Source organism: Vibrio sp. HB236076, assembly GCF_040957575.1.
In the GTDB taxonomy this organism is placed as follows: Bacteria; Pseudomonadota; Gammaproteobacteria; order Enterobacterales; family Vibrionaceae; genus Vibrio.
In genome coordinates this window covers 1,697,755-1,724,276 of sequence record NZ_CP162601.1, presented here as the reverse complement: position 1 = coordinate 1,724,276, position 26,522 = coordinate 1,697,755, and the positions used below count along the sequence as shown (strand labels likewise).

Sequence of the window (26,522 nt, the reverse complement as noted above, 5' to 3'; positions counted from 1 at the left end):
GTTTTCATTGATATGCCTCTAGTTTCGATTTCCTGCTGTCTCAGGTATCACTAGACCTTTTATTTTATGGGGTTCAGATATGACCACCGTTTTTGACGTCGACAACTCAGCTTTCGACAATGCTTTTTCTTGTCAAGTACCAAAGCCAACTGGGCTATACGACTTGACCCCAGATCAACACTTGCTTCAACAAGAGCAACACGAATCCGATGTGCGTTCGTATCCGCGTCGTTTACCGATTGCAATTCGTCGCGCGTTTGGCGTTTTGGTTGAAGACACCCGTGGACAAATCTTTCTCGATTGTTTGGCGGGCGCAGGTACCTTGGCATTGGGCTATAACCACCCTGAGATTAATCAGGCGTTAAAAGCGCAATTGGATTCGGGCCTTCCATACCAAACCCTAGACATTACCACCGAAGTGAAGAATAACTTTATTCGCGCGGTGAAAGACTTTTTGCCTTCGGCATTTGCCAGCAAATCGGTGGTTCAATTTTGTGGTCCTTCTGGCGCTGACGCGGTAGAAGCGGCGATTAAATTGGCGAAGCAAACTACTGGCCGCAATACCATGTTTGCGTTTCGCGGTGCTTACCACGGTATGACCAACGGCACCATGGGTATGATGGGCAATTTGTCGACCAAAGCGCGCCGTACTGGCTTGATGTCCGATGTACACTTTATGCCTTTTCCATACGACCTACGCTGCCCGTTTGGTTTAGGTGGTGAGGCCGGTGCCAAAGCCAGTATTCGTTACATTGAACGTTTATTACAAGACGACGAATCGGGCATCATGAAACCTGCCGCGATGATCGTCGAGCCTGTGCAAGGGGAAGGCGGTGTGATCCCTGCGCCTGATTTGTGGTTAAAAGAGTTGCGTCGAATTTGTGACGAGCACGGTATTTTATTGATCTTCGACGAAATTCAATGTGGTGTCGCCAAAAGCGGTGAGCGCTTTGCCTTTGAAACGTCAGGGATTTACCCAGATATCTTGTGTCTGTCTAAAGCCATTGGCGGTGGATTGCCGATGTCGTTGTTGGTCTTAGATAAAAACATTGATACGTGGCGCCCTGGTGAACACACCGGCACTTTTCGCGGTAACCAATTGGCGATGGTATCAGGTGCGAAAGCGCTAGAGATCATCGAACGCGACAACCTGGTGGAACACGCGAAAAAAGCGGGTAATTACCTACGTCAAGGTCTAGAAGCCATTGCGCAGCGCGTGAACTGCATTGCTGAGGTGCGTGGCAAAGGCTTAATGCTCGGGGTTGAAATCAAGCAAGCCAACGGTGCGACCAATGGGTTTGGTGAGCCAAAAGCCGACGGGACCTTAACGCTGGCGATTCAACGCGCTGCACTAGAGCGTGGATTAATGGTTGAAAAGGGTGGTCGAGAAGGCTCTGTGATCCGTTTTCTTCCACCAGTCATCATCAGCTACGAGCAGTTGGACTTTGCCCTTGAAGTGTTCGAAAAAGCGATCATTGCCGCCGGTGGTGAGTACGTTGATCATCCGCAAAACCAATGGCAGCAACACTTTGTTCAAGTGGGTAAAGGCGGAGCGGATCACTACGCGTCAGTGATGCAACACACCACGCAAGCCATGACTCAAGTGTTTAATCAAGTCGATAAACCTTATTCTGGTCTCGACCCTCTGATGCTTGAAGCGCAGATTAAAGCGGTGAGTTTACAAGGACAAAGCGACTTGACGACGGTGATTGATGAGACGGCAGAGCTGGTGGCTAAGCATTCTATTTTCACTCAGCACAAGCACTGTATCGCGCATTTACACACACCGCCGATGATGTCAGCGATTGCCGCAGAAAGCATGATTGCCGCGCTTAACCAATCGATGGACTCATGGGATCAGGCGTCAGCGGCGACTTATGTTGAGCAAAAAGTGGTTGACTGGTTGTGTCAGCAATATCAACTGAGCACACAAAGTGACGGTATCTTTACCAGTGGTGGCACACAAAGCAACCAAATGGGGCTGATGCTCGCCCGCGATTGGATCGTGGATCAATTGTCTCAGCACTCAGTACAAAAACTTGGCTTGCCTGATTACGCTGATAAGTTACGCATTGTCTGTTCAGAAAAAGCGCATTTTACGGTTCAGAAAGCGGCGTCTTGGATGGGGCTCGGTGAAAAAGCCGTTGTGACGGTACAAGCTCATGACAATGGCACGATGGACAGCGAAGCCTTGCCATCGACGCTCAGTTCATTAAAAGAGCAAGGTTTGATCCCGTTTGCGATTGTCGGAACAGCAGGGACAACCGATCACGGCGCGATTGATGATTTGGCGATGATGGCCGATGTGGCGAAAGAGTTTGGCCTTTGGTTCCACGTCGATGGAGCTTATGGCGGCGCTCTGATCTTTAGCTCACACAAAGCTCGACTACAAGGCATTGAGCGTGCGCACTCTATTAGTGTTGATTTCCATAAGCTGTTTTTCCAAACTATCAGCTGCGGCGCGCTCTTGGTCAACGACAAAGCATCATTGGGCTTTTTACTGCACCACGCTGATTATTTAAATCGCGAGCACGATGAGTTGCCAAATTTGGTCGACAAATCCATGGCGACGACGAAACGGTTCGATGCGTTAAAAGTCTATATGACCATGCAAGCGGTTGGACCGCAAATGCTAGGGGATATGCTGGATCACCTCGTGGCACAAGCAGAACAAGTTGCCGCGATGATCGAACAGCACAACAGCTTTGAATTGCTGGCGCCGCCGAATTTATCCACGGTACTATTTAGAGTGGCGACGCCGCATCTGAACTTGGATAGCCTCAACCAAAAAGTGCGTATCCAAGCCTTAGTTCGCGGTATTGCGGTATTGGGTGAGACCTGTGTTGATGGTCACAGTGCCTTGAAATTTACCATTTTAAACCCGTGTTTACAGTTGGCTGATTTTGAAGCCTTACTGACAAATATCGAAGCGCTGGCCAACGAGCTAGCATAAGTAATCGGGTGCATGTACAAAGGCATGCGCCCATCAATATCAGGCTTTAAAGCCAACAATAAAGGATAAATGCGCATGGCAGTTTTGCAAATTGGTGCCGGAGGTGTTGGATGGGTGATTGCTCACAAGGCAGCCCAAAATAACGATGTACTCGGTGACATTACCATTGCTTCACGTACGGTAAGCAAATGTGAAAAAATCATTGAGTCGATTGAAAAAAAACAAAATCGCAAAGATACCAGCAAAGGCTTAACCGCACGCGCGGTCAATGCCGACGACGTGGATGCGTTGGTGGCTCTTATCAAAGAGGTCAAGCCAGACTTAGTGATCAACGCTGGACCTCCTTGGGTCAACATGGCCATCATGGAAGCCTGCTACCAAACCAAAGTATCGTATTTAGACACCTCTGTGGCGGTAGATTTGTGCTCTGAAGGCCAGCAAGTACCACAGGCGTACGATTGGCAATGGGGTTATCGTGAAAAGTTTGCTGAGGCCGGCATCACTGGTATTCTCGGCGCGGGCTTTGATCCAGGCGTGGTGAGCGTCTTTGCCGCTTACGCGGTGAAACACCTATTCGATGACATCGATACCATTGATGTGATGGACGTTAACGCTGGTGATCACGGCAAAAAGTTTGCTACTAACTTCGACCCTGAAACCAATATGTTGGAAATTCAAGGGGACTCTTTCTATTGGGAAAATGGTGAGTGGAAACAAGTCGAGTGCCACTCGCGAATGTTTGAATTTGATTTTCCTTTGGTTGGCAAACACAAGGTTTACTCGATGGCGCACGACGAAGTGCGTTCAATGAAAGAGTTTATTCCAGCCAAGCGCATCGAGTTTTGGATGGGCTTTGGTGATAAATACCTCAACTATTTTAATTGCATGCGCGATATCGGTTTGCTTAGCCCAGACCCTGTGGTATTGCCTGATGGCCGCGAAGTGCAACCGTTGCACGTACTTAAAGCATTATTACCCGATCCGACGTCATTAGCGCCAGGATATACAGGCAAAACTTGTATTGGTACTTGGGTTCAAGGTCGCAAAGATGGCCAAGAGCGCAGCGTGTTTATTTACAATAACGCTGATCACGAAGTGGCCTACGAGGATGTCGAACACCAAGCGATTTCCTATACCACGGGTGTACCAGCTATTACAGCGGCTTTGCAGTTCTTTAATGGTAAATGGGCAGAGGCTGGGGTGTTTAACATGGAACAGCTCGATCCCGATCCTTTCCTTGAGACGATGCCGGGTATTGGCCTTGACTGGCACGTTCAAGAGCTTGAAGTCGGACAGCCAAACATTCAAATCTTAAAATAAAACGATTGGCCGATGAATTTCATCGGCCTTTTATCATAGAGAGTGCATTGTGAATTCTTCCCTAACGACACCGTATTTTATGATTGATGAGCAAAAGCTCATTGCTAACTTAGAAAAAGCGCGTGACTTAAAAGCGCGCTCCGGCGTCAAATTGGTTTTGGCGTTGAAGTGTTTTTCAACCTGGGGCGTGTTTGATCTGATCAAACCATACTTAGACGGCACCACCAGCAGCGGCCCTTACGAAGTGAAACTGGGCCACGAAACCTTTGGCGGTGAAACTCACGCTTACAGTGTGGGCTATAGCGAGGCGGACGTACTCGAAGTTGCGGATATCTGTAATAAGATGATTTTTAACTCTTATCATCAATTCGAGGCTTATCAACACTTGGTCAAAGGCAAGGCGTCTTTGGGGCTGCGTATCAACCCAGGGGTCAGTTACGCCGGTCAGGATTTAGCCAACCCAGCGCGAACCTTTTCTCGCCTTGGGGTACAAAAAGATCAGCTCAGTGCTGAGATGTTCGAACAGCTCGATGGGGCGATGTTTCACATGAACTGCGAGAACAAAGACGCCGATGCGTTCTTGGCCTTGTTAGATTCGATTTCCGAGCAGTTTGGCGTATACCTTGATCAACTTGAATGGGTGAGCCTGGGCGGTGGCGTCTTCTTTACTTGGCCAGGTTATGAGCTGGACAAGTTAGCTGACGGTCTGAAAGCCTTTGCAGAAAAGCATCAAGTACAACTCTACTTAGAGCCGGGTGAAGCCATTATTACCCAAACCACCGATCTGGTTGTGAGCGTGGTAGACATTGTTGAAAATGGGATGAAAACCGCGATTGTTGACTCGGCGACAGAAGCGCACCGGCTTGATACCTTGATTTACAATGAGCCAGCAACGGTGAAAGAAAGCAGTGATGAAGGCGAGCACGAGTACGTGATCGGCTCTTGTTCTTGTCTGGCCGGCGATCAGTTCTGTGTGGCGCGTTTTGAGCAGCCGTTAACCATAGGCCAGCGCCTGCACATTGCTGACAGCGCAGGGTATACCATGGTTAAGCTCAATTGGTTTAACGGGTTGAGAATGCCGTCGGTGTACTGTCAGCGCCAAGATGGCCGCATTGATAAACTCAACGAGTTTGATTATCAAGACTTTAAGCGCAGCTTGTCGCAATGGTCTGTTCGCTAACGCATTGACAATCAGCACTTCGGTGCTGATTTTTTTACCATGTGAAAAGCGAGATCCAGGGTGTGATTTGTGGCGATTTTTACACGGCGATGATATACATGCCGCTTGCTATCGAGTAATCTGTTTTCAATAAAAATCAAAAATGGCGAAGGTAATTCTGTGAAAATTGCGATGTTGAGCACAGGGGAAGAAGTCTTGCATGGTGATATTGTCGACACTAATGCGGCTTGGCTCGGAGAATACTGCTTCGAGCACGGTTTTACACTGACCAAGCGCAGTACTATCGGTGACAGCCTAAGCGCCTTGACGCAAGAATTGATTATGTTGAGCCTCAATCACGATGTGGTGTTTGTCAACGGTGGGCTGGGCCCGACCAGCGATGATCTTTCTGCACAAGCGGCCGCCAATGCCAATGAGGTCGAACTTGAAATGAATCACTCGTGGTTAGAAACCCTCACCGAGCGCTTTGCTGCTAAAGGTCGCGTGGTGACAAAGAGCAATGCCAAGCAGGCGTTATTGCCGCAAGGGGCAGAGATGATCCCCAACTCGATTGGTACGGCCTGCGGTTTTTCTATGTTGCTCAATCGCGCATTAATGTTCTTTACCCCTGGTGTGCCGAAAGAGTTTAAATTGATGGTAAAAACGCAGATTATTCCCTTTCTACAGCAGCAATTTCCTCAACACACACCGCTAGCGTGTAGTCGCTTTTATACTTTTGGTCATAGTGAGTCAGGCTTGGGCGATTTACTGAGTGCACTGCAGTTGCCAGAAGGGTATTTTTTAGGTTATCGCTCGGCTTTGCCTTTTATCGAGATAAAATTGTTTGGCCCACAAGGCGACTTGGAGACGAGGGCGAAAGTCATGGCCCTTATTCACAACATCGTTAAAGACTATACTTTGAGTATTGATCAGTCCGTGACCCAATTAATCGGTCGTCACCTGCAAGAAAAGCAACTCACTTTGTCACTAGCAGAGCAAAGCACCTTTGGTCATCTCAGCGCGTGGTTACACGATGATGAGACCGCATCGGGCCAATTGCGCCACTCTTGGTTGTTGCCAACACATAGCCTCGAACACGACAACGACGCCTTAGCGGGGGCGTTTGCGTTAGCCGCAGCCACCAGAGAAAAATGTGACACGGATTTGTCCTTAGTGACGACGGAGCTAGATGATAACCATTGCTGTGCTGTCGCCATGGCCGACGCCAGTGGTGAGTGGGGCGGGGTGTACCAACTGAGAGTCGGTTACAGTCGTGAAGAGCAGCGCAAGGTGATCGCCACGATTGCGATTGATCTATTGAGGCGTTTTTTACAATCGCAGCCGCGTTTTGGCCAGTACCATTTCATCGAAACCAAGCGCAGTTTGTGGTTGCCAAAAACGGCCTCAACGGTGCTTTCTTAGCGCGAATGATGGGATAACAAAAAGCCAAGTGATACGAATCACTTGGCTTTTTTATTGTCTAGCCCGACGAGGCAAGCGCTAAAACCAATCTAACTCAATAGCGGCTTATCCTAGCCTGTAAAGAATCGATAACGTCGTTAAGGCAATCACAGGTAGAATAACGACTGAGGTTCTTATTTTTATAAGAAAAAGATTGCCTTATTCTCACGATTTTCCGGCGCTATCATTACCCCAGACTTAATCAGATTATTACTGAGCGCTAGGCGCTTTTTACATTAATGTTGTAATTCACATTGTGTAATGAAATGGATGATTTTGCTTTGGCGATACAAGGCAACACTTCACCGGGTGCCAAATAAGCCAACGGAAAGCCAACATAATCCACTTCACCGGTCGTGATGCCACACTTACAGCTACCACAATGGCCATCACGACAATGGTACTCAGGTTGCAAGCCGGCTTTTTCCATTGTTTCTAACAAGGTATCGGTATCGTTAGATTCAATCAAAATCGCATCATTAATATGAATTGAAGGCATTAAAGTTCAAAGCCCTCAAAGTCGTCGTTGCTGACTTCATTGTCGATTTGGCCAACCAGGTAAGAGCTGATTTCCGCTTCTTGTGGTGCCACTTGAACGTTGTCCGAAGACAGCCATGCATTGATCCAGGGAATTGGATTGGTGGTGGCTTCTGGATAGGCGGCAGGTAAACCAACGGCGTTCATGCGAATGTTGGTGATGTACTCAACGTATTGGCATAAGATTTCGCGGTTAAGACCAATCATAGAGCCGTCTTTAAACAGGTATTCCGCCCATTCTTTTTCTTGCTCTGCTGCTTCTTTAAACAAGTCAAAGCACTCTTGCTTACACTCTTCTGCAATCTGGATAAAGCTAAAATCATCTTGACCGTTGCGCAGTAGGTTGATCATGTGTTGAGTACCGGTGAGGTGAAGTGCTTCATCACGAGCAATCAGTTTAATGATTTTGGCATTGCCCTCCATCAATTCGCGTTCTGCAAAAGCAAAAGAACAGGCAAAGCTGACGTAAAAGCGGATGGCTTCTAGCGCATTGACAGACATCAAGCACAAGTAGAGTTGCTTTTTCAAAGCGTGCTTGCTGATGGTCACTTCCTCACCTTGAATCGTATGAGTCCCTTCGCCGTAACGATGGTAATCATTGGTCATGGTGATCAAGTTGTCGTAGTAGTGAGCAATGTCTTTGGCGCGTTTTAGAATGTGCTCATTTTCAACGATGTCGTCAAAAACCGCCGCCGGGTCGTTGACGATGTTGCGGATAATGTGAGTGTATGAGCGAGAGTGAATCGTTTCAGAGAACGACCAGGTCTCAATCCAGGTTTCCAACTCAGGAAGAGAAACGATTGGCAGCAGCGCGACGTTTGGGCTGCGGCCTTGAATAGAATCAAGCAGAGTTTGGTATTTTAGGTTGGACAAGAAAATGTGTTTTTCGTGCTCAGGAAGCTTGGCGTAATCGATGCGATCACTGGATACGTCAACTTCTTCTGGACGCCAAAAGAAAGACAGTTGTTTTTCGATGAGCTTTTCAAACACTTCGTATTTTTGTTGATCGTAGCGAGCTACATTCACCGATTGGCCTAAGAACATTGGTTCTTTAAGCTGATCATTTTTTTGTTGAGAAAAAGTACTGTATGCCATGTCGAGCCTCAATAAACTAAGACCCCTGAGGCAATGTCAGGAATCTTTTTAGATGTATGTATGTCTTAAATTTTACAACCGCCGCCGGCGCAATCGTCGTCTTGAGCTACCACTTTACCGGACTGATCGTCACTCGCGCCATCGCGGGTGTTGTGATAGTAAAGGGTTTTGACGCCAAATTTATACGCGGTGAGCAGATCTTGCAACAAGACCTTCATCGGTACTTTACTGGTTTCAAAACGACTTGGATCATAATTGGTATTGGCCGAAATGGCTTGGTCAACAAATTTTTGCATGATCCCAACGAGGTGTAGGTAGCCGTTGTTGTTTTCGAGACTCCACAGCAGTTCGTACTGATTTTTTAGCTCGGTGTACTCAGGCACCACTTGCTTGAGAATGCCGTCTTTAGACGCTTTAACAGAGACAAAACCACGCGGTGGCTCAATGCCGTTGGTGGCATTTGAGATCTGCGAAGACGTTTCTGAAGGCATTAACGCGGTTAAGGTTGAGTTGCGAAGACCGTGTTCCATGATCTCTTGGCGTAAACCATCCCAATCATAGTGCAAAGGCTCAGCACAAATGTTATCGACGTCTTTTTTGTAGGTGTCAATTGGCATAAGGCCTTTGGCGTAATTGGTTTCGTTAAACGCGTGGCAACGGCCAAATTCTTTGGCTAAATTTACCGATGCTTTGAGCAAGTAATATTGCATGGCTTCAAACGTGCGATGAGTCAGTGCATTGGCACTGCCATCTGAATATTTCAGACCATTTTTTGCTAGGTAGTAGGCGTAGTTGATCACACCCACACCTAAAGTACGGCGATTCATAGTTGAACGACGTGCCGCTGGCAGTGGGTAATCTTGATAGTCGAGTAGGGCATCAAGTGCGCGTACAACCAGATCAGCTAATTCTTCAAAATCGTCGAGATGGTTGATTTCACCCAAGTTAAACGCAGAAAGCGTACACAAGGCAATTTCGCCGTTCTCGTCTTCGACATTGTTTAACGGTTTGGTTGGCAATGCAATTTCCAAGCACAAGTTCGATTGGCGAACCGGGGCAACCTTAGGATCAAAGGGGCTGTGCGTGTTACAGTGATCGACGTTTTGAATGTAAATACGACCCGTTGATGCACGCTCTTGCATTAAGAGGGTGAACATGTCGAGTGCTTTGACGGTGGTCTTCTTGATGCTCTCGTCTTGTTCGTATTGCACATAGAGTCTTTCAAACTCATCTTGATCTTCGAAGAAAGCGTCGTACAAGCCAGGAACGTCGGACGGTGAAAACAGGGTAATGTTGCCACCTTTGACTAAGCGTTGGTACATCAAACGGTTGAGCTGTACACCATAGTCCATGTGACGCACGCGGTTTTCTTCAACACCACGGTTGTTTTTCAAAACCAATAGTGACTGAGCTTCACCGTGCCAGAACGGGTAAAAAACCGTGGCCGCACCGCCGCGCACCCCGCCTTGAGAACAACATTTAACAGCGGTTTGAAAGTACTTGTAAAAAGGAACACAGCCGGTGTGGAAGGCTTCGCCACCGCGAATTTCTGAGCCAAGGGCGCGAATACGGCCCGCATTGATCCCAATACCCGCTCGCTGTGACACGTAGCGCACGATAGAGCTTGCTGTTGCATTGATTGAATCTAGGCTATCACCACACTCAATTAAGACGCAAGAGCTGAACTGACGCGTTGGCGTACGCACACCCGACATGATGGGGGTGGGCAGCGAAATCTTAAACGTTGAGGTGGCGTCGTAGAAGCGCTTAATGTAGTCAAGGCGAGTCGCTTTGGGATAATTGGCAAACAAACAAGCGGCGACTAGGATGTACAAGAACTGTGCACTTTCATAAATCTGACCGGTGACGCGGTTTTGTACAAAGTACTTACCTTCGAGCTGTTTTACTGCCGCGTAAGAGAAGTTGAGATCGCGAGTGTGCTCGATGAAAGCATCGAGTTGATCAAATTCCGCTTCCGTGTAGTCGGCCAACAGGTGTTTGTCGTACTTACCGGCTTCAACCATTTTTTGCACATGGTTGAAAAGGCGCGGCGGCTCGTATTGACCGTAGGCTTTTTTGCGCAAGTGAAAAACGGCCAAGCGAGCGGCGAGATATTGATAATCAGGCGACTCTTCTGAAATCAAATCAGCAGCGGATTTAATAATGGTTTCGTGGATGTCAGAGGTCGTGATGCCATCGTAAAATTGGATATGCGCGCGCAATGCGACCTGAGAAACGGAAACGTTGTTTAAATCTTCAGCCGCCCAAGAGATCACGCGATGGATCTTATCGAGATCAATCGACTCTTTGCGACCATCGCGTTTAGTGACAGTAAGTTGTTGGTTCATTATTCACACACCATTTATCAACATCTAGTGAGGTAAACACTAGATGTAGGGGTCTTATTTATTTTGGATACAAGATAGAGCTATTTGTCGGGCATTTCAAGGCATGACTTTGGGATGACTTGTGGATAACTCGCTAAGAGAAAAAAATCTGTAAGTAGCTACTCACTGAGAAGCAAAGGGCAGACGTAGTCATCAAAATTGACATGGTGATCATCGGATTAAAGATGACCAGTTAGAAAAAAAAATTACTTGATCTTTGCGCTATTCTGTATAAGAAATCGCATTGCGTTTACTGCCTGCTCATGCTCGCGGTCAAACCGGTGGGATGCTATGGTGAAAAAGGTCACCACGGCGTAGCGTACTCAGTGTGGCACACGACCGAGAAAGACGCTGAGTGGGCGATGACTGCTCGCTCAGTGTCTTGATATCAGCGCCTTGATATCAGCCGCTGGACTCGTTGTTTGAGGCCGCCTTATTTAGCCGATTTTACGGGTGTGGATAATGTAATTGACATCGACGTTGCTGCCGAGTTTGTACTGGTCAAACAATGGATTGTAATGTAAGCCCGTAATACCTTGCTCTTGTAAATCGGTGCGATCTATCATGTTAAAAAGTTCACTTGGGCGGATAAACTTACTGTGTTCATGGGTGCCTTTCGGGACGATTTTCATGACCTGTTCAGCGCCGACAATGGCAAAAAGGTAAGATTTGAGATTGCGATTGAGGGTGGAGAAAAACACATGACCGCCGGGTTTGACTAAGGCAGCACAAGCTCGCACCACGGACTCAGGGTCGGGGACGTGTTCAAGCATTTCCATGCAGGTGACAACGTCGTAGCGCTCGGCGTACTGCTCGGCGTGTGATTCAATCGTGTCTTGTAGGTATTCAATATTGGTGACACCACTTTCAAGCGCGTGTAATCTGGCCACCTCAAGAGGCTCTCTTCCCATGTCGAGGCCGGTCACCTCGGCGCCGGCTTTGGCCATGCTCTCGGCTAAAATACCGCCGCCACACCCGACATCGAGCACTCGCTTGCCAAAGATGCCTTCCGCGCCTTGGATAATATAGCTAAGACGCAATGGGTTTATCTGGTGTAAAGGTTTAAATTCCCCGCTTTTGTCCCACCAGCGCGAAGCCATTTGTTCGAACTTTGCAATTTCGTTTGGATCGACATTGATAGTTTCATTCATCGTCTATCGTCTCCGTTGATATAGAAGTGGTCACATTATACTGACAAATGATGCGGGGTACAGGCGCAGAGTGTTGAAGCGGAAGTGAAAATCGAAATTTCGTTAATAAATAGTGTTAATGAATCAGATTGATAAGCCAGTTTTGATGCTTTTATCGACAATTAATCACGAATCGGGCAGTCAAGGTCAAAATCGACGATGAAAGTTGTCACTGATGACGAATAATTGTGGTATATTTTTAACCTTGTACGTACCAGATACGATCAAAGAATAGAGGGACAATAGCTCTATGAGCGATCTAGCGAAAGAGATCACGCCCGTCAACATCGAAGATGAGCTAAAAGGCTCATACCTTGATTATGCGATGTCAGTCATCGTTGGTCGAGCGCTTCCCGATGTGCGTGATGGTCTAAAACCTGTGCACCGCCGCGTACTGTACGCGATGAATGTGCTGGGAAATGATTGGAACAAACCATACAAAAAATCTGCCCGTGTCGTGGGTGACGTGATCGGTAAATATCACCCTCATGGTGACAGTGCGGTCTACGACACCATCGTACGTCTTGCGCAACCCTTTTCACTGCGTTATATGCTGGTTGACGGCCAAGGTAACTTTGGTTCCATCGATGGTGACTCTGCAGCGGCAATGCGTTACACCGAAGTTCGTATGGCAAAAATTGCCCATGAACTGCTGGCTGACCTAGAAAAAGAAACCGTGGATTACGTACCGAACTACGACGGTACCGAAAAAATCCCAGCCGTGTTACCGACGAAGATACCAAACTTACTCGTCAACGGTTCTTCGGGGATTGCCGTGGGAATGGCGACGAACATTCCGCCGCACAACTTAACCGAAGTGATTGATGGCTGTTTGGCCTACATCGACAACGAAGCGATCACGATTGACGAGTTGATGCAGCATATTCCCGGTCCTGATTTCCCGACGGCGGCGCTTATTAGCGGTCGTAAAGGCATCGTTGATGCTTATAAAACGGGGCGCGGTAAAATTTACATGCGTTCGAAAGCGGACATTGAAACCGATAAAAACGGCCGTGAGACCATTGTGGTTTCCGAGATCCCTTATCAGGTCAACAAAGCGCGTTTAATTGAAAAAATTGCCGAGTTAGTCAAAGACAAAAAAGTGGAGGGCATTTCGGCCTTGCGCGATGAGTCAGACAAAGACGGCATGCGCATCGTGATCGAGTGTAAACGCGACGCGGTCGGTGAAGTGGTGCTCAATAACCTCTACACCAATACCCAATTGCAAACCACCTTTGGCATTAATATGGTGGCACTCAATGACGGTCAGCCTCAGTTGTTTAATCTCAAACAAATGCTGAAGTGCTTTGTTGATCACCGTCGTGAAGTCGTCACGCGTCGTACCGTGTTCGAGCTGAAGAAGGCGCGCGATCGCGCGCATATTCTTGAAGGCTTGGCACTGGCCTTGGCCAATATCGATGCCATCATTGAGTTGATCCGCAACGCACCGACACCGGCTGAAGCGAAAGCGGGCTTGGTAGCTCGTGGTTGGGAGCTTGGTAACGTTTCGGCCATGCTAGACCGCGCGGGCGACGACCACGCCGCACGCCCTGAGTGGCTGGAGCCGCAATACGGTGTCCACGACGGCTTGTACTACCTTACCGAGCAACAAGCGCAAGCTATCTTGGACTTGCGTCTTCACAAGCTAACCGGCCTCGAGCATGAGAAAATTCTCGGCGAGTACAAATCGCTGCTCGATGAAATTGCAGAATTGCTTCATATCTTAGCCAGCACTGAGCGTTTGATGGAAGTGATCTGTGATGAGCTGAAGATCGTGCGTGAGCAGTTTGGTGATGCGCGCCGCACCGAAATCACCTCAGCAAGCCATGACATTGACATGGAAGAGTTGATTGCCAAAGAAGACGTTGTGGTTACCCTGTCACACGAAGGTTACGTCAAGTACCAGTTGTTGAGTGATTATGAATCGCAACGACGTGGCGGCAAAGGCAAGAGCGCCACTCGCATGAAAGACGAAGATTACATTGAGCGTTTGTTAGTGGCCAATACCCATGACAACATTCTGTGTTTCTCGACTCGTGGTAAAGCTTATCGCTTGAAAGTCTACCAATTGCCACAAGCGACTCGCACTGCGCGTGGTAAGCCGATCGTCAACATCCTTCCTCTGGAAGAAAACGAACGCATTACCGCCATTTTGCCGGTTAGTGAGTACAGTGAAGACAAGTTTATCTTTATGGCAACCGGCGACGGTACAGTGAAGAAGACCTCGTTGGATCAGTTCTCAAATGTTCGTGCCAATGGTTTGATTGCGGTTAATCTAAGAGAAGAAGATTCTTTGATTGGCGTCAACATTACCGATGGCAACAGTGACATTATGTTGTTCTCACAATCGGGTAAAGTGGTTCGTTTCCACGAAGATCAAGTGCGCTCAATGGGACGAACGGCTTCCGGTGTCCGTGGTATGAAGTTGGGTGAGCAAGACAAAGTTGTGTCTTTGATTGTCCCTGGCGCTGAAGGCGATATTCTAACCGTCACGGAAAACGGTTATGGTAAACGCACTGATTTGTCTGAGTACCCAACCAAGAGTCGTGCGACTTTAGGTGTGGTATCAATCAAGGTGTCAGAGCGCAATGGCTCTGTTGTTGGCGCGATTCAAACCTCTGAAAACGATGAGTTCATGATGATCACCAATGCGGGAACCTTAGTCCGCACACGTGTTTCTGAGGTCAGTCAAGTTGGTCGTAACACCCAAGGGGTGACCTTGATCCGTACTTCAGAAGGCGAAGCTGTGGTTGGGTTGCAACGCATTGAAGAAATTGCTGAGTTGGCTGAAGAGCTGGCAGAGCAAGACGGCAATGAGCCAGCGACTGACAGCGCTGACATCCCACTTGCCGACAATGAGCAAAGTGATACGGACGACAACCTTGAGCATGGTGACGGTGAGCAAGGCACTGAATAAGCCGCTCTGATACCATGGTGGACGTTTGAACAAAGCGGCGCACAATGACAAGACCAATACCGATAACAAGCCGGGGCACAACTGCCTCGGCTTTTTTATATCTGCGATAAGGTGGCACGCCAATGTCGTTCTTCATTGACTCGCTCTTGCTCGTGATGCGGTCGGAGGCCCTTGGCTGCAATTGTTGATTAATGATTGATGCCAAAAGAATTTGCAAATCAAACTCGATTCAATTCATTGTCCTCGGAACTTGATTTATCTCATTATTGTTATATTATAACAATTAAATTTAAACGCGATGAGTGCTTGAAAAGCGAAAATTCATACCCATCTATCGAAAGTAGAAAGTCCAATCTCTTAGTGAGGTCAAAACCGTCTATAATTAAGTGGTCAGACAATCACAAGCCGCTGAAGGTTAGCCAGTTTCCTGTGTCTTGCCGGTTCAGCTTAAACTGATGGTTAGATTAACTTGATGTCACACGGTTATTATGGTGATGAAATAAGGCGACAAGCGGTCTTAAGTTTTTGTAAACAAAGTGAGTAAAAGTATGGCAGAAGTGAGAGCCAGAGTAGATTTTAAAGTTGGCGCCAAAAGCCATATCCCAGCAGAACTGTTATCTTTTCGCGGTTTGAAAACGGATAAAGAGCACGTTGCTGTAATCTTTAAACAAGCCGATAAAGCCCAAGCGGTTCCTATCGTGCGTATGCATTCTGAATGTTTAACGGGTGATGTTTTTCACTCTTCTCGATGTGATTGCGGAGAGCAATTAGATGAAACGATCGAAAGGATGGCCCAAACCGGGGGGATCATTCTTTATTTGCGCCAAGAAGGGCGCGGTATCGGTCTTTACAACAAAATTGATGCGTACCATTTGCAAAGCCAAGGCTTAAACACCTATGAAGCCAATAACAAACTGGGTTTTGCCGATGATCTGAGAGACTTTACCGAAGCGGCACAAATGCTTCAGGCTTTGGGCATTGATAATGTGCAATTGGTGACGAATAACCCGAAGAAGATTCGCGATTTACAAGACTTTGGTATAAAGATTGACCAGGTTATCCACACGTCAGCTCACCTCAAAGATGGCAACGAAGGGTACCTCAAGGCAAAGGCCGATCACGGCCATCAACTTGAAGTCTAATGAACTGACATCGCAATGGTGTTATTGATACCAATCTAACTACATAGCGAGTTAAGAAAATGACTTGTAGAATCACCACTCACTTTTTTCTTACTTTGTTATCAAGCTTTTGCCTGCGCTATCCTTGACCACAGACTGAATCAGATTGGTATTAATCGTTAAACCTCACATTTGTGAGGTTTTTTTTTAATTTCTATAGCGTGATAATACCAAGTTATATTAGTATTAATAATATTGAGAATACTTATCATTTTTAATACTAATAAGGGCTAAGGAATGAACTTATCGAACAAAGTGGCACTGACTCTCATCGGTTCACTTGGCGTGGCCAGCGCTAACTTGCAAGCAGCGGAGGTGACTCAGCAACAAGTGGTCGAACAATACACTAAGGTTGCGCACGCTGTTTTTGCCGATTCATATTTGACGGCACAAGCACTGCAAGAAAAGATTGACCAATTTGTCACGTCACCTAGTGAGGCGACACTTGAAGCGGCGAAACAAGCTTGGCTTGCCGCCCGAGTCCCTTATCAGCAATCTGAAGTGTTTCGTTTTGGCAATGCCATTGTTGATGACTGGGAGGGCCAACTCAACGCCTGGCCATTGGATGAAGGCTTAATTGATTATGTCGCCGATGATTATCAATACGAGTTGGGCAACGCAGGTGCGAAAGCCAATATTATTGCTAACACGTCAATTAACGTCGGCAACACAACACTCGATACTCAAACCATTAGCAGCGAGTTAATTGCCAGCCTTAATGAATTAGGTGGTTCAGAGGCCAATGTCGCTTCGGGGTATCACGCGATTGAATTTTTGTTGTGGGGACAAGATCTCAACGGCACAAACGCCGGGGCCGGTGAGCGTCCTTATACCGATTATGTGCAAGGGGAAGGTTGTACTCATGGCCATTGTGAGCGTCGCGCACAATACTTACAATCGGTAACTCAGTTACTGGTCGATGATTTGGCGTGGATGGAAAAGCAATGGGCTACAGGTAACAAAGAGAATTATCGTCAACTTTTGCTCAGTGAGTCGGCAGAAAATGGCTTGCGCAAAATGCTGTTTGGCATGGGCTCCTTGTCGCTTGGTGAATTGGCCGGCGAACGCATGAAAGTCGCGTTAGAAGCACATTCAACCGAAGATGAACACGATTGTTTCTCTGATAACACCCACAATTCGCATTACTATAACGAGCAAGGCGTTTACAATGTCTTTACCGGCAGTTACAAACGTGTCAATGGTGAATTGGTGACAGGGCCGAGTCTATACGATTTAGTTAAACAGCAAGATGCTCAAGCGGCAGCGCGCATTCAGCAGCAATTTGATACCACCCGTGCACAAGTACACACTTTGGTTGAATCTGCGCAAAATAATCAGTATTTTGATCAGCTTATCGCCCCAGGCAATGAGCAAGGCAATGCATTGGTAAATCAATCAATCAATGCACTTGTGGCTCAGACGGCAGCCATTGAAGATGTCTCTGCCATCATTGGTATTGATAACCTGAACCCAGATACCGCTGATCACGAGTTTTAATCAGTTATCAAATTTGCAGAGTAAGCGCTGCAAAAAATTATGGATATAATGGGCTCGCTTGAGCCCTTTTTTACGCTATGAAATGGACGCAACAATTAACACACTGGGCTAAATTGAGTGTTTTCATACCTGTGGTCATTACCCATGCCACAGCGGCGTCTGAGGAGCGTGCTAGCGCCGCAGGTGTTGATGTCACTGAGTCGCCGTCAATACGCCAGCAAGTGGAGAGCAAGAATGAAGCAAAGCCATTTGTTCTCGATAAGCGTTTGTCTGGTGGGCAAGGTACAGTAACCCCAGTGGGAGACCATGCTTTTTCTTTGCCAGCGGCCAATTTGCCCTTGTCACAGAGACTCGATTTTAGTGTCGGCAACAGCTTTTTTCGCAACCCTTGGGTACAAGCACCATCGACCACCGATGCTCGAGATGGACTTGGCCCTCTGTTTAATACCAATGGTTGTGAAAACTGCCATATTCGCGATGGGCGAGGTCATCCGCCGCAATCGGCAAAAGACAACGCCGTGTCAATGTTGATCCGCCTGAGTGTGCCTGCCACATCGCCGGCGCAACAAAAATTGATACAACGCCAGGGCGTGATTGGCGAACCCACTTATGGCACTCAATTACAAGATTTTGCACTACCTGGTCAAAAGCCTGAAGCCAAAGTGGCGGTTGAATATCACTATCAGGAGGTTCAGTTTGCCGATGGCTATACTGTAACGTTGAGAAAACCCAAGATAGTGTTATCTGAACTGGCTTATGGCAAGATGTCACAGCAGGTGCAAATGTCGGCGCGTATTGCGCCGCCGATGATAGGCTTAGGCCTGCTAGAAAGTATTGATGATGCTACTTTGTTGGCTGCTCAAGATCCCAATGATTATGACCAAGATGGTATTTCTGGCCGTGTAAATTGGGTCTGGGACCGACAAGCCGAACGGTTGGCGATTGGTCGCTTTGGTTGGAAAGCGGGCCAGCCGACGTTGATGCAGCAAAATGCGTCGGCGTTTAGCGAAGATTTAGGCCTGACGAGTCATATGTTTCCTAAGCCAAGTTGTCAGCCAAGCCAGACTCTTTGTCAGCAACTTCCCGACGGTGGCAGTCCTGAAGTGAGCAAGCGAGTCTTAAATTTTGTTGAGTTTTACACCCGCCACCTTGCTGTCCCTGCGAGGCGCCAACTCGATGATGCGTTGGCGTTGCAAGGTGAGAAAACGTTTACCGAATTAGGGTGTGGTCGCTGCCATCAGCCGGTTTTTAAAACGGGTAACCGGCCAGAGACACCAGCCTTATCTCAACAAGTCATTCACCCTTATAGCGATCTCTTGTTACACGATATGGGTGAAGGGCTAGCAGACAACCGACCTGAGTTTACCGCCAACGGTCGAGAGTGGCGAACTCCGCCGCTGTGGGGGATCGGTTATACCAAGAAAATCAGTGGCCATACTCACTATTTACACGATGGACGAGCGCGCAATTTACTCGAAGCGATTTTGTGGCATGGCGGAGAAGCTGAGCCGATCAAACAACAAGTATTACAACTTAACGAGCAGCAGCGTGAAGCATTGGTTGCTTTTCTTCAATCTTTGTAAATCAAGGCGTTGTTGCGAGCACCGTTACGATTAAACACTAAACACCAAGGTATTGCAGTGAATAAGGTTTTTATATTATCGACGCTAGTGACCACCGGTCTATTGACGGGCTGTCAAGCGACGGACTCCGTAAACTCAGAGAATGCTGCTATTTATCAGCAGACTGAGGCGTTGAGTCAACCGGTTTATCAAATCGAAGCGCAATTTGCCCATCAATTGGCACAGGAATCAAAGGCTTTACATCAAGGCTTTCAGCACGCTTGTCAGGGTAAACAAACCCTGGAGTCGGTTCGTTTACAGTGGCAACAAACCGCGCGAGCTTGGATGGCGTTGCAGGGGCAACAACGAGGCCCGGCACAAGCAATTGAAAAAAGTTGGCAGATCCAATTTTGGCCGGATAAGAAAAATACCACAGGGCGTCAAATGTCGGCTTTATTACGCCAATCCGAGCCGGTGACGGTGGCGCAAATTGGTGCTGGCAGCGTCGCGACGCAAGGGATTGGGGCGTTAGAGTGGTTGCTTTACGATTCTGCGTCACCCATCGAGACGTCAGCAGCGTGCCACTTGGGTGAAACCATCAGCGAAAACTTGTACGTGCAAAGCCAAGCAATTGCTAAAGCGTGGCAACAAAACCCGTGGCAAGAACTTGATGCCAACACTTGGCGCAATGAATACGTGGCTTTGTTGAGCAATCAACTGGAATTTAGCGTGAGTAAGCTAAATCGCCCTTTGGCGGAGATCGGCAAACCCAGACCATATTTTGCCGAATCTTGGCGTTCGGGGCAGTCAATGGCCAATATTAAAGCCAACGTTAGTGCGTTATTTCAACTCTATATGGCCGATGGTCATGGCCTAGATCACGACCTAAGAGCGAGCGGGCACGCCGATATTGCAGATAGAATGGTGAATGAGTTCCAATTGATAATGCAAACATGGCCTGAGGATCTGACCCTCTTTACCGATATTTCCAGTCGTGAGGGGTACCGTGCTGTGTTGTTGCAAAAAAACAAATTAGAGCAGCTGCACTATTTGTTACACGATGAAGCCGCGGTCGCACTTGGCGTTATTGTTGGGTTTAATGCAACCGATGGCGATTGATCAGCAAAGGCGGCAACTGTTAAAGCAGGCGCTGGCATTAACCGCCTTGCCCTTTATTCCCGCTTGTACCAGTGTCGCTGAGCGTCAGCCTGGTTTGATAGGTTGTGCATTAAATGGCAGGCGTGGTTACCAAGCTATAGTGGCAGACCGTCAAGGCATTCCGATTCATCGATTAGAGCTGCCTGCACGCGGCCATGGCGTCGCCAGTGCTGGTAATGGTCATGCAACGGTGTTTGCGCGTCGACCGGGCGATTACATGATGGTACTGGATTATCGCACTGGGCAAATGATCAAAATGATAGCGGCCAGCGGCAAGCGATATTTTTACGGTCATGGCGTTTATTCATTCGATCAGCAATGGCTTTACGTCACTGAGGGTGAAAAGCGAACCAGCCAAGGTATTATCGGCGTTTATTCGGTTGAACAAGGCTATCGCAAAGTGGCTGAGTTTAGCGGTTTTGGCATTGGCCCCCATGAGATCATTCAACTTGACGACGGTCGCTTGGTCGTTGGTGTCGGCGGCGTGCACACACAAGGACGGACGCCTTTGAATTTAGATTCAATGTCACCGAGCTTGTGTTACTTGTCCGGCGAGGGGGCATTACTCGACCAACAACACCTCGCGGATGCAAAGTTGAGTATTCGACATTTGGCCCAAGACGGTCAAGGCGCGGTGTTGTGTGGTCAGCAGTATCGCGGCACCCCCGATGATTACCCAGCGCTGATCGCCATTCACAAAGCAGGTCAACCGTTACGCACGCTGAAAGCTCGAGCCGATCAATGGGCGCGTTTTAACCATTACATTGCCAGTATAGCCGCCGATGAACACAGGATTATTGCGACGTCACCACCAGGAAATTGTTACGGTGTGTGGGACAAACACACGCTTGAATTACTGAGTTTACATTCCTTAGCCGATGCATCGGGTGTAGTGGCGACGAAAGAGGGCTTTTATTTAAGCTCTGGCAGTGGCGACGTGATCCATCAACGCGCTGCCACCTTATCGCGTTATCACTCCAATGTGCTGTGGGACAATCACTGGCAAAGAATTCGCTTGAGTTAGTGTATGCACAAGGGGGGTCACATTGTCGTTGCTCTTTAGTATCTGGCCAGAGAAAGCCAATGTGTTACACTGTTTTGACATTCATAAGATTAGGAAATGCGATTTATGTCTTTAGGTTATCAAGTTGTCCCTGTGACCCCATTTCAACAAAACTGCTCAATCATTTGGTGTGAAAAAACTCGCCAGGCGGCGGTGGTTGACCCTGGGGGTGACGTTGAAACCTTGCTAGCGCAATTACAAAAGCTCGATGTCACCGTGACGAAAATTTTGCTCACTCATGGACATCTGGATCACGTTGGTGGCGCAAAAGCGCTGCAGGCTCAGTTGGCCAATGTGCCAATCATTGGCCCACATCGCGCCGATACATTTTGGTTGCAAAGCATCGAACAACAATGTCAGATGTTTGGTTTTCCTGAGACGCGCTCATTTTTGCCAGAACAATGGTTAGAAGAGGGCGAGTCCGTTATGGTGGGCGAGTGTGCGCTGGCGGTTTATCACACTCCAGGTCATACTCCGGGTCACATTATTTTTTTCCAAGCAGAATCAAAGTTGGCCTTTGTGGGTGATGTGTTGTTTAGCGGCAGTGTGGGGCGTACCGATTTTCCCCAAGGCAGTATGTCTGATCTAATCAATTCCGTGGTGACAAAATTATGGCCATTGGGTGAAGACATTCACTTTGTCGCGGGCCATGGCCCTGAATCGGACTTTGCCACTGAGCGTAAAAGTAATGCGTATGTTGCCGATCACGTACTGGCAAACCGCGGTTAGTCTTACGATGTTAGCCGGTTAAATCGCCTTTGCTTTATCTCGGCAGGGGGGACGCGGTGGAATGGAATTGCCAGCGTGTAATTCATGCCGAGTACCATGACAAGCAATGTCCAAATTAGCCCACCTTGTTCGCACGTTGGCCGTTTTGCTAGTATTGCCGACATCGCGAACTTAGGTGATTGAAAACGTAAAAAAATCCAATTGTTTACGTTATTGCCCCCGCTTTATAGCGTCTTAGCAAACCAATAAAACTGTCGATATCTCGGTCGAGGTCGGCAGTAGAAATAAAAATATCATACCCGTAACACTCGCGTTGGTATCGCATTCTTTGTGCCAGCATGGCCTGTAAACCGCGAAACTGCCTGCCCGATTTACTGGTATAACGAGCCGTATCAAACAGCTTGTCTTCAATGCGTGGATCGAGGTTACCTCGCAGCGCTAAGTACAATAAACCTCGTTGGTTAATCAACATTTCCGAAGCCACTCTTGGGCAAATGGCGTCAATAAAGGGTTCATAGTCGACCAATTTAAAGCCTATCCAGGGCACGGGGTGTGACCAGCCTTCGCGGTCGCGGTAGTGACATTGTCCCAAACGTTGGATATTTTTCCATTGCATTGCCCAGCCGCCTTTAAATAAATGCTGCTGAAAATGTGTGGCGGTTAAGGTGTAACCGACTTGAGAGCGGCGATACAGGTACCAAGAGCAAAAAGCTCCCCCCCCACAGGCAAGTGCGGCGAGAATAGCGTGCCCTATGGTGGGCGCTGTCATAATCCAAACGGAAAATAACAGAGTAACCAGTGCGAGGATCACACGTTGGTAGCGTTGTAACCACACAAATTCATGTACGCGTAAATGCAATGTAGGTAAGCAGATAGGTGACATGATGCCCTCCAGTCGTAACGATTTCAATCGTTGTTATCGTGATGATAGTGACGGAATTGTCAGCACTTTTGACCCCCAAGCGCCTTTTTTAAGCTTGTTTTACGTCTCAGGGTGGGAAAAGCTACAAAAAGAAATGGTTTTTTGGTATAAAAGCCGCTTTCAATTTTTGAACCCTGCTTCTGGCAGCATTTTGGGGAATTATCCATGAGACTTGCGCATAAACGTAAAGTGCAAACTAAGCTAAACAAACGACTTCAGGTTATCACATCACAAATAACCAAGACAGCACCACAAGTGAAGGCCAAAGTGGTCGAGTCTGTCAAAAAACAAGCCGATAGCGTGGTGACATTACCGTCGAGCTCTTTGACTCCCAAACAACAACAAGTGCTCGATATCGTTGCTGCCCATGCAGACGGAATCAATCCAAAAGGCATTGGTTTAGAGGCCGGTCAAGAAGACAGCAAAGCGGCGTCATGGGCCACGGGCGCATTAAAAAAATTGCTTGAAGAACAGAAAGTTGAGCGTGTTGCCTTATCCGGTAATAAGGTTATTTACAAGCTTAAGTAAAACGCTCTAGGTGTGGGGAGAACGGCTCACCACATAGACGATAGAAAACGGCAGCCACTGCGAAGGGGCTGCCGTTTTTCATTATCGCAAACCAAGTGGTTATCGATTGAAAGCCTTGTCTGACCTGATGCGGTGATGGCTATTATCACGCACGGCCTATGGCAAGTGAGAGGGCATTTGGTGCACTCGTAGTTATTGCGATTGTGCTTTGAGAACGGGATATAAAAAGCCCCCAAACAGGGTGTTTGAGGGCGTTATCGCAGTTCGAGTCGAGTCAAACCACCTGTTATTGAGTAATACTGCCGATTTCCAACATCGGAGCTACGTCGTAATCTTCGGCATTCATCATGGTCGAAATGCGTTGAACCGAAGACAACAACAGGGTTTGTTCCCACTCATCTAATTTTTGAAAGCGGTGAATAAAATGCTCTTGCAAAGGTTTAGGCGCATTATTGAACACTTCGCGCCCAGCATCGGTGAGCACGGCGTGTACTTTGCGTTTATCCGTAACACTACGCACACGGTCGACATAACCATTGCGCTCAAGGCGGTCTAAAATGGTCGTCGCCGTTGCTTGGCTCATGTTGGTATGATTGGAAAGTTGCTTGATGGTGACATCGCCAAGTTCAACAATGGCACGCATCAATATCAATTGCGGACCGGTTAACCCTGACTCTTTACTCAGTTTTTTTGAATGCAGATCAATCGCTCGGATAATTTGGCGAATTGAGATCAAGACTTCTTCATGCTTTTCCAAAGTGTTTACCATTTGCATTGTCAATAATTGAAGGGCGCAAACTACCCCAAATCAAGCGTAATGAAAAGGGGGTAGCTGCATAAAATTGTGATTACGAAACAACAGTGATCATAGCATAATTTATGCAGATTTTCATCTTTCGCAATAAATCCTTTATAGACTTATGATTTGTACACAAACTATTAAGGCGGTGTGGTGATGGCTTTTTTGATCGCTTTGTTAAATTAAACCGTATTTTTTGCTATGTAGACGATGGAATATAGAAATATTTGTGATGTATGTTACACTTTCCTGTGTGAATAAGAGATGCAAATGTTATGAGTACGAAGTTTTTTATTGAGTAAAAATGGAAGACTCGGCTAAATACATCTCTTGTAGCTCTAAATATATTGACGCTGAGAGGCAATATGACCAAAGATATCGATAAGTACAGTATCGACAATACCGACTATACCGTCGGGCAAGATAATGTACAAAAGTGGGGATTTGATATCCACAATCAGGTGTTCGGCATCAGCGCTGGACTGATCATAATTTTTTTACTCGCCACCTTATTAGTGGATCCCCAGACGGCCAAGGATGCGCTTGATGGGATAAAGTGGAAAATCATCGGCTCTTTTGACTGGCTATTTATTTGGTCCGGTAACCTTTTTGTGATTTTCTGTATCGCGATGATTTTGTCTCCATTTGGCAAAATACGTTTGGGTGGTAAAGACGCCGTTGCCGATTATTCGGTACTGTCTTGGCTAGCCATGCTGTTTGCCGCAGGGATGGGGATTGGCTTGATGTTTTGGAGTGTCGCTGAGCCAGTCGCTTATTTTACTGGGTGGTATCACACACCACTTAACGTGGAAGCGAACTCACCTGAAGCCGCCAAATTGGCCTTGGGCGCGACTATGTACCACTGGGGACTTCATCCTTGGAGTATTTATGGTGTCGTTGCGCTGTCTTTGGCTTTCTTCGCCTATAATAAAGGCCTGCCTTTGTCGATTCGTTCGATTTTCTTCCCCTTACTTGGCGATCGAGCTTGGGGATGGGCTGGTCATATCATCGATATCTTAGCCGTAGTTGCCACTTTGTTCGGTTTGGCTACGTCACTGGGTCTTGGGGCCCAACAAGCGGCCAGTGGTATTCACCACGTTTTTGGTTTAGATGGTTCTATTGGCTTGCAAATCGGCATTATTATTTTTGTCACTTTGTTAGCGGTTATTTCGGTTATGCGCGGTATCGATGGCGGTGTGAAAGTCATCAGTAACCTCAACATGTTAATTGCCTTTGTTTTGTTGGTGGCCGTTGCCATTATCGGTGGTACGGTAGGCTTAGGGGCTATTCCCGCTACGTTAGGGTCATATGTCGAAAACTTTATCCCATTGAGCAACCCGCACAACCGACCTGACGAAGCTTGGTTCCAAGGTTGGACGGTGTTTTACTGGTCTTGGTGGATTTCTTGGTCGCCATTTGTCGGTATGTTTATCGCTCGTGTGTCACGCGGACGTACGATACGTCAATTTATGACGGCAGTGCTTTTGGTCCCGACTGCGGTGACCGTGATTTGGATGTCGGTGTTTGGCGGCTTGGCCATTGATCAAGTGATTAACCAAGTCGGTGACTTAGGCAGCAAAGGCTTGACGGATGTTTCCTTGGCGATGTTCCAAATGTTTGATCAATTGCCAATGAGCAATGTGTTATCCATCGTTGGTGTGGTGTTGGTCTTGGTTTTCTTTGTCACGTCATCGGATTCCGGCTCTTTAGTGATCGACAGCATTACTGCAGGCGGTAAGATGGATGCCCCGGTTCCTCAGCGCGTATTTTGGGCGACCGTTGAAGGCGCGATTGCGATTGCTTTACTTTGGATTGGCGGTACGGAAGCGATTCAGGCGTTGCAGGCGGGAGCGATTTCTACAGCCTTGCCATTTACCTTTGTACTTTTGCTGATGTGTGTCAGCTTGTTAATGGGGTTAAGAACCGAGCAGCGTCATCAATACTGATTGACCAAACCGTAAACAAGTCCATTTTAATGATATGCGCAAGCCTGATGGCTTGCGCTTTTTTTTGTCATTTTGGCATTAAAATAAGGTGATTTTTATCACTGGGCTTGTTAGATTC

19 protein-coding genes are annotated in these 26,522 nt (G+C 47.5%); 13 read left to right on the top strand and 6 right to left on the bottom strand.

The window, feature by feature from the left end; translation table 11 throughout:
• The first annotated feature begins 79 nt into the window (after nt 1-79).
• The 4 genes from AB0763_RS07550 to AB0763_RS07535 all read left to right on the top strand — a co-directional run bounded on the left by AB0763_RS07550 (nt 80) and on the right by AB0763_RS07535 (nt 6,854).
• Nucleotides 80-2,953: a pyridoxal phosphate-dependent class III aminotransferase gene (locus AB0763_RS07550; protein WP_306100144.1), complete on the top strand. Its 2,874-nt coding sequence runs from the start codon at nt 80-82 to the stop codon at nt 2,951-2,953.
• A 75-nt stretch (nt 2,954-3,028) separates the two neighbouring features.
• The gene (locus tag AB0763_RS07545) at nt 3,029-4,273 is read left to right on the top strand and encodes a carboxynorspermidine synthase (protein ID WP_306100143.1); all 1,245 of its coding nucleotides are present in this window, start codon (nt 3,029-3,031) and stop codon (nt 4,271-4,273) included.
• A 46-nt stretch (nt 4,274-4,319) separates the two neighbouring features.
• On the top strand, nt 4,320-5,453 hold the full coding sequence (gene nspC / locus AB0763_RS07540; RefSeq protein ID WP_306100509.1) for a carboxynorspermidine decarboxylase: 1,134 nt from the start codon (nt 4,320-4,322) through the stop codon (nt 5,451-5,453).
• Between the two features lie 159 nt (nt 5,454-5,612).
• Entirely contained in the window at nt 5,613-6,854 is a 1,242-nt protein-coding gene (locus tag AB0763_RS07535; protein ID WP_306100142.1) for a CinA family nicotinamide mononucleotide deamidase-related protein, read from the top strand.
• Between the two features lie 259 nt (nt 6,855-7,113).
• On the opposite strand, the gene yfaE is transcribed toward AB0763_RS07535, so the two are convergent.
• The 4 genes from yfaE to ubiG all read right to left on the bottom strand — a co-directional run bounded on the left by yfaE (nt 7,114) and on the right by ubiG (nt 12,063).
• Nucleotides 7,114-7,392 carry a class I ribonucleotide reductase maintenance protein YfaE gene (gene yfaE / locus AB0763_RS07530; protein ID WP_306100141.1) on the bottom strand — a complete coding sequence of 93 codons (279 nt, stop codon included), beginning with the start codon at nt 7,390-7,392 and terminating at the stop codon, nt 7,114-7,116.
• Nucleotides 7,392-8,525, bottom strand: a complete 1,134-nt coding sequence (nrdB, locus tag AB0763_RS07525) for a class Ia ribonucleoside-diphosphate reductase subunit beta (protein WP_306100140.1) — start codon at nt 8,523-8,525, stop codon at nt 7,392-7,394. Before nrdB ends, yfaE begins: the two co-directional genes overlap by 1 nt.
• A gap of 65 nt (nt 8,526-8,590) precedes the next feature.
• On the bottom strand, nt 8,591-10,873 hold the full coding sequence (gene nrdA / locus AB0763_RS07520) for a class 1a ribonucleoside-diphosphate reductase subunit alpha (RefSeq protein WP_306100139.1): 2,283 nt from the start codon (nt 10,871-10,873) through the stop codon (nt 8,591-8,593).
• A 476-nt stretch (nt 10,874-11,349) separates the two neighbouring features.
• A complete protein-coding gene (gene ubiG, locus AB0763_RS07515) occupies nt 11,350-12,063 on the bottom strand; it encodes a bifunctional 2-polyprenyl-6-hydroxyphenol methylase/3-demethylubiquinol 3-O-methyltransferase UbiG (protein WP_306100138.1) in 714 nt (237 codons plus the stop codon).
• 289 nt (nt 12,064-12,352) lie between these two features.
• On the opposite strand from ubiG, the gene gyrA reads away from it, so the two are divergent.
• The 7 genes from gyrA to AB0763_RS07480 all read left to right on the top strand — a co-directional run bounded on the left by gyrA (nt 12,353) and on the right by AB0763_RS07480 (nt 22,209).
• Complete coding sequence (gene gyrA / locus AB0763_RS07510; RefSeq protein ID WP_306100137.1) at nt 12,353-15,019, top strand: DNA topoisomerase (ATP-hydrolyzing) subunit A; 2,667 nt, start codon at nt 12,353-12,355, stop codon at nt 15,017-15,019.
• A gap of 548 nt (nt 15,020-15,567) precedes the next feature.
• Nucleotides 15,568-16,161: a GTP cyclohydrolase II gene (ribA, locus tag AB0763_RS07505; RefSeq protein WP_306100136.1), complete on the top strand. Its 594-nt coding sequence runs from the start codon at nt 15,568-15,570 to the stop codon at nt 16,159-16,161.
• 276 nt (nt 16,162-16,437) lie between these two features.
• Nucleotides 16,438-17,697 carry an imelysin family protein gene (locus AB0763_RS07500; protein WP_306100135.1) on the top strand — a complete coding sequence of 420 codons (1,260 nt, stop codon included), beginning with the start codon at nt 16,438-16,440 and terminating at the stop codon, nt 17,695-17,697.
• 77 nt (nt 17,698-17,774) lie between these two features.
• A complete protein-coding gene (locus AB0763_RS07495) occupies nt 17,775-19,280 on the top strand; it encodes a di-heme oxidoredictase family protein (protein WP_306100134.1) in 1,506 nt (501 codons plus the stop codon).
• 57 nt (nt 19,281-19,337) lie between these two features.
• Complete coding sequence (locus AB0763_RS07490; RefSeq protein WP_306100133.1) at nt 19,338-20,378, top strand: imelysin family protein; 1,041 nt, start codon at nt 19,338-19,340, stop codon at nt 20,376-20,378.
• Nucleotides 20,359-21,441: a DUF1513 domain-containing protein gene (locus AB0763_RS07485; RefSeq protein ID WP_306100508.1), complete on the top strand. Its 1,083-nt coding sequence runs from the start codon at nt 20,359-20,361 to the stop codon at nt 21,439-21,441. Before AB0763_RS07490 ends, AB0763_RS07485 begins: the two co-directional genes overlap by 20 nt.
• A 105-nt stretch (nt 21,442-21,546) precedes the next feature.
• Nucleotides 21,547-22,209 (top strand): MBL fold metallo-hydrolase, encoded by a 663-nt coding sequence (locus tag AB0763_RS07480; protein ID WP_306100132.1) that lies wholly within the window; start codon nt 21,547-21,549, stop codon nt 22,207-22,209.
• A gap of 205 nt (nt 22,210-22,414) precedes the next feature.
• Here AB0763_RS07480 and AB0763_RS07475 read toward each other — a convergent pair whose 3' ends face one another.
• The gene (locus tag AB0763_RS07475) at nt 22,415-23,092 is read right to left on the bottom strand and encodes a DUF2982 domain-containing protein (protein WP_306100131.1); all 678 of its coding nucleotides are present in this window, start codon (nt 23,090-23,092) and stop codon (nt 22,415-22,417) included.
• Nucleotides 23,093-23,296: 204 nt separating this feature from the next.
• On the opposite strand from AB0763_RS07475, the gene AB0763_RS07470 reads away from it, so the two are divergent.
• On the top strand, nt 23,297-23,659 hold the full coding sequence (locus AB0763_RS07470; RefSeq protein WP_306100130.1) for a MarR family transcriptional regulator: 363 nt from the start codon (nt 23,297-23,299) through the stop codon (nt 23,657-23,659).
• A gap of 286 nt (nt 23,660-23,945) precedes the next feature.
• Here the strand turns inward: AB0763_RS07470 and AB0763_RS07465 are convergent, their stop codons facing one another.
• Nucleotides 23,946-24,416 carry a MarR family winged helix-turn-helix transcriptional regulator gene (locus AB0763_RS07465; protein ID WP_306100507.1) on the bottom strand — a complete coding sequence of 157 codons (471 nt, stop codon included), beginning with the start codon at nt 24,414-24,416 and terminating at the stop codon, nt 23,946-23,948.
• Between the two features lie 407 nt (nt 24,417-24,823).
• Here AB0763_RS07465 and AB0763_RS07460 point away from each other — a divergent pair, with 407 nt between their 5' ends.
• The gene (locus tag AB0763_RS07460; protein WP_306100129.1) at nt 24,824-26,404 is read left to right on the top strand and encodes a BCCT family transporter; all 1,581 of its coding nucleotides are present in this window, start codon (nt 24,824-24,826) and stop codon (nt 26,402-26,404) included.
• Nucleotides 26,405-26,522: the final 118 nt, after the last annotated feature.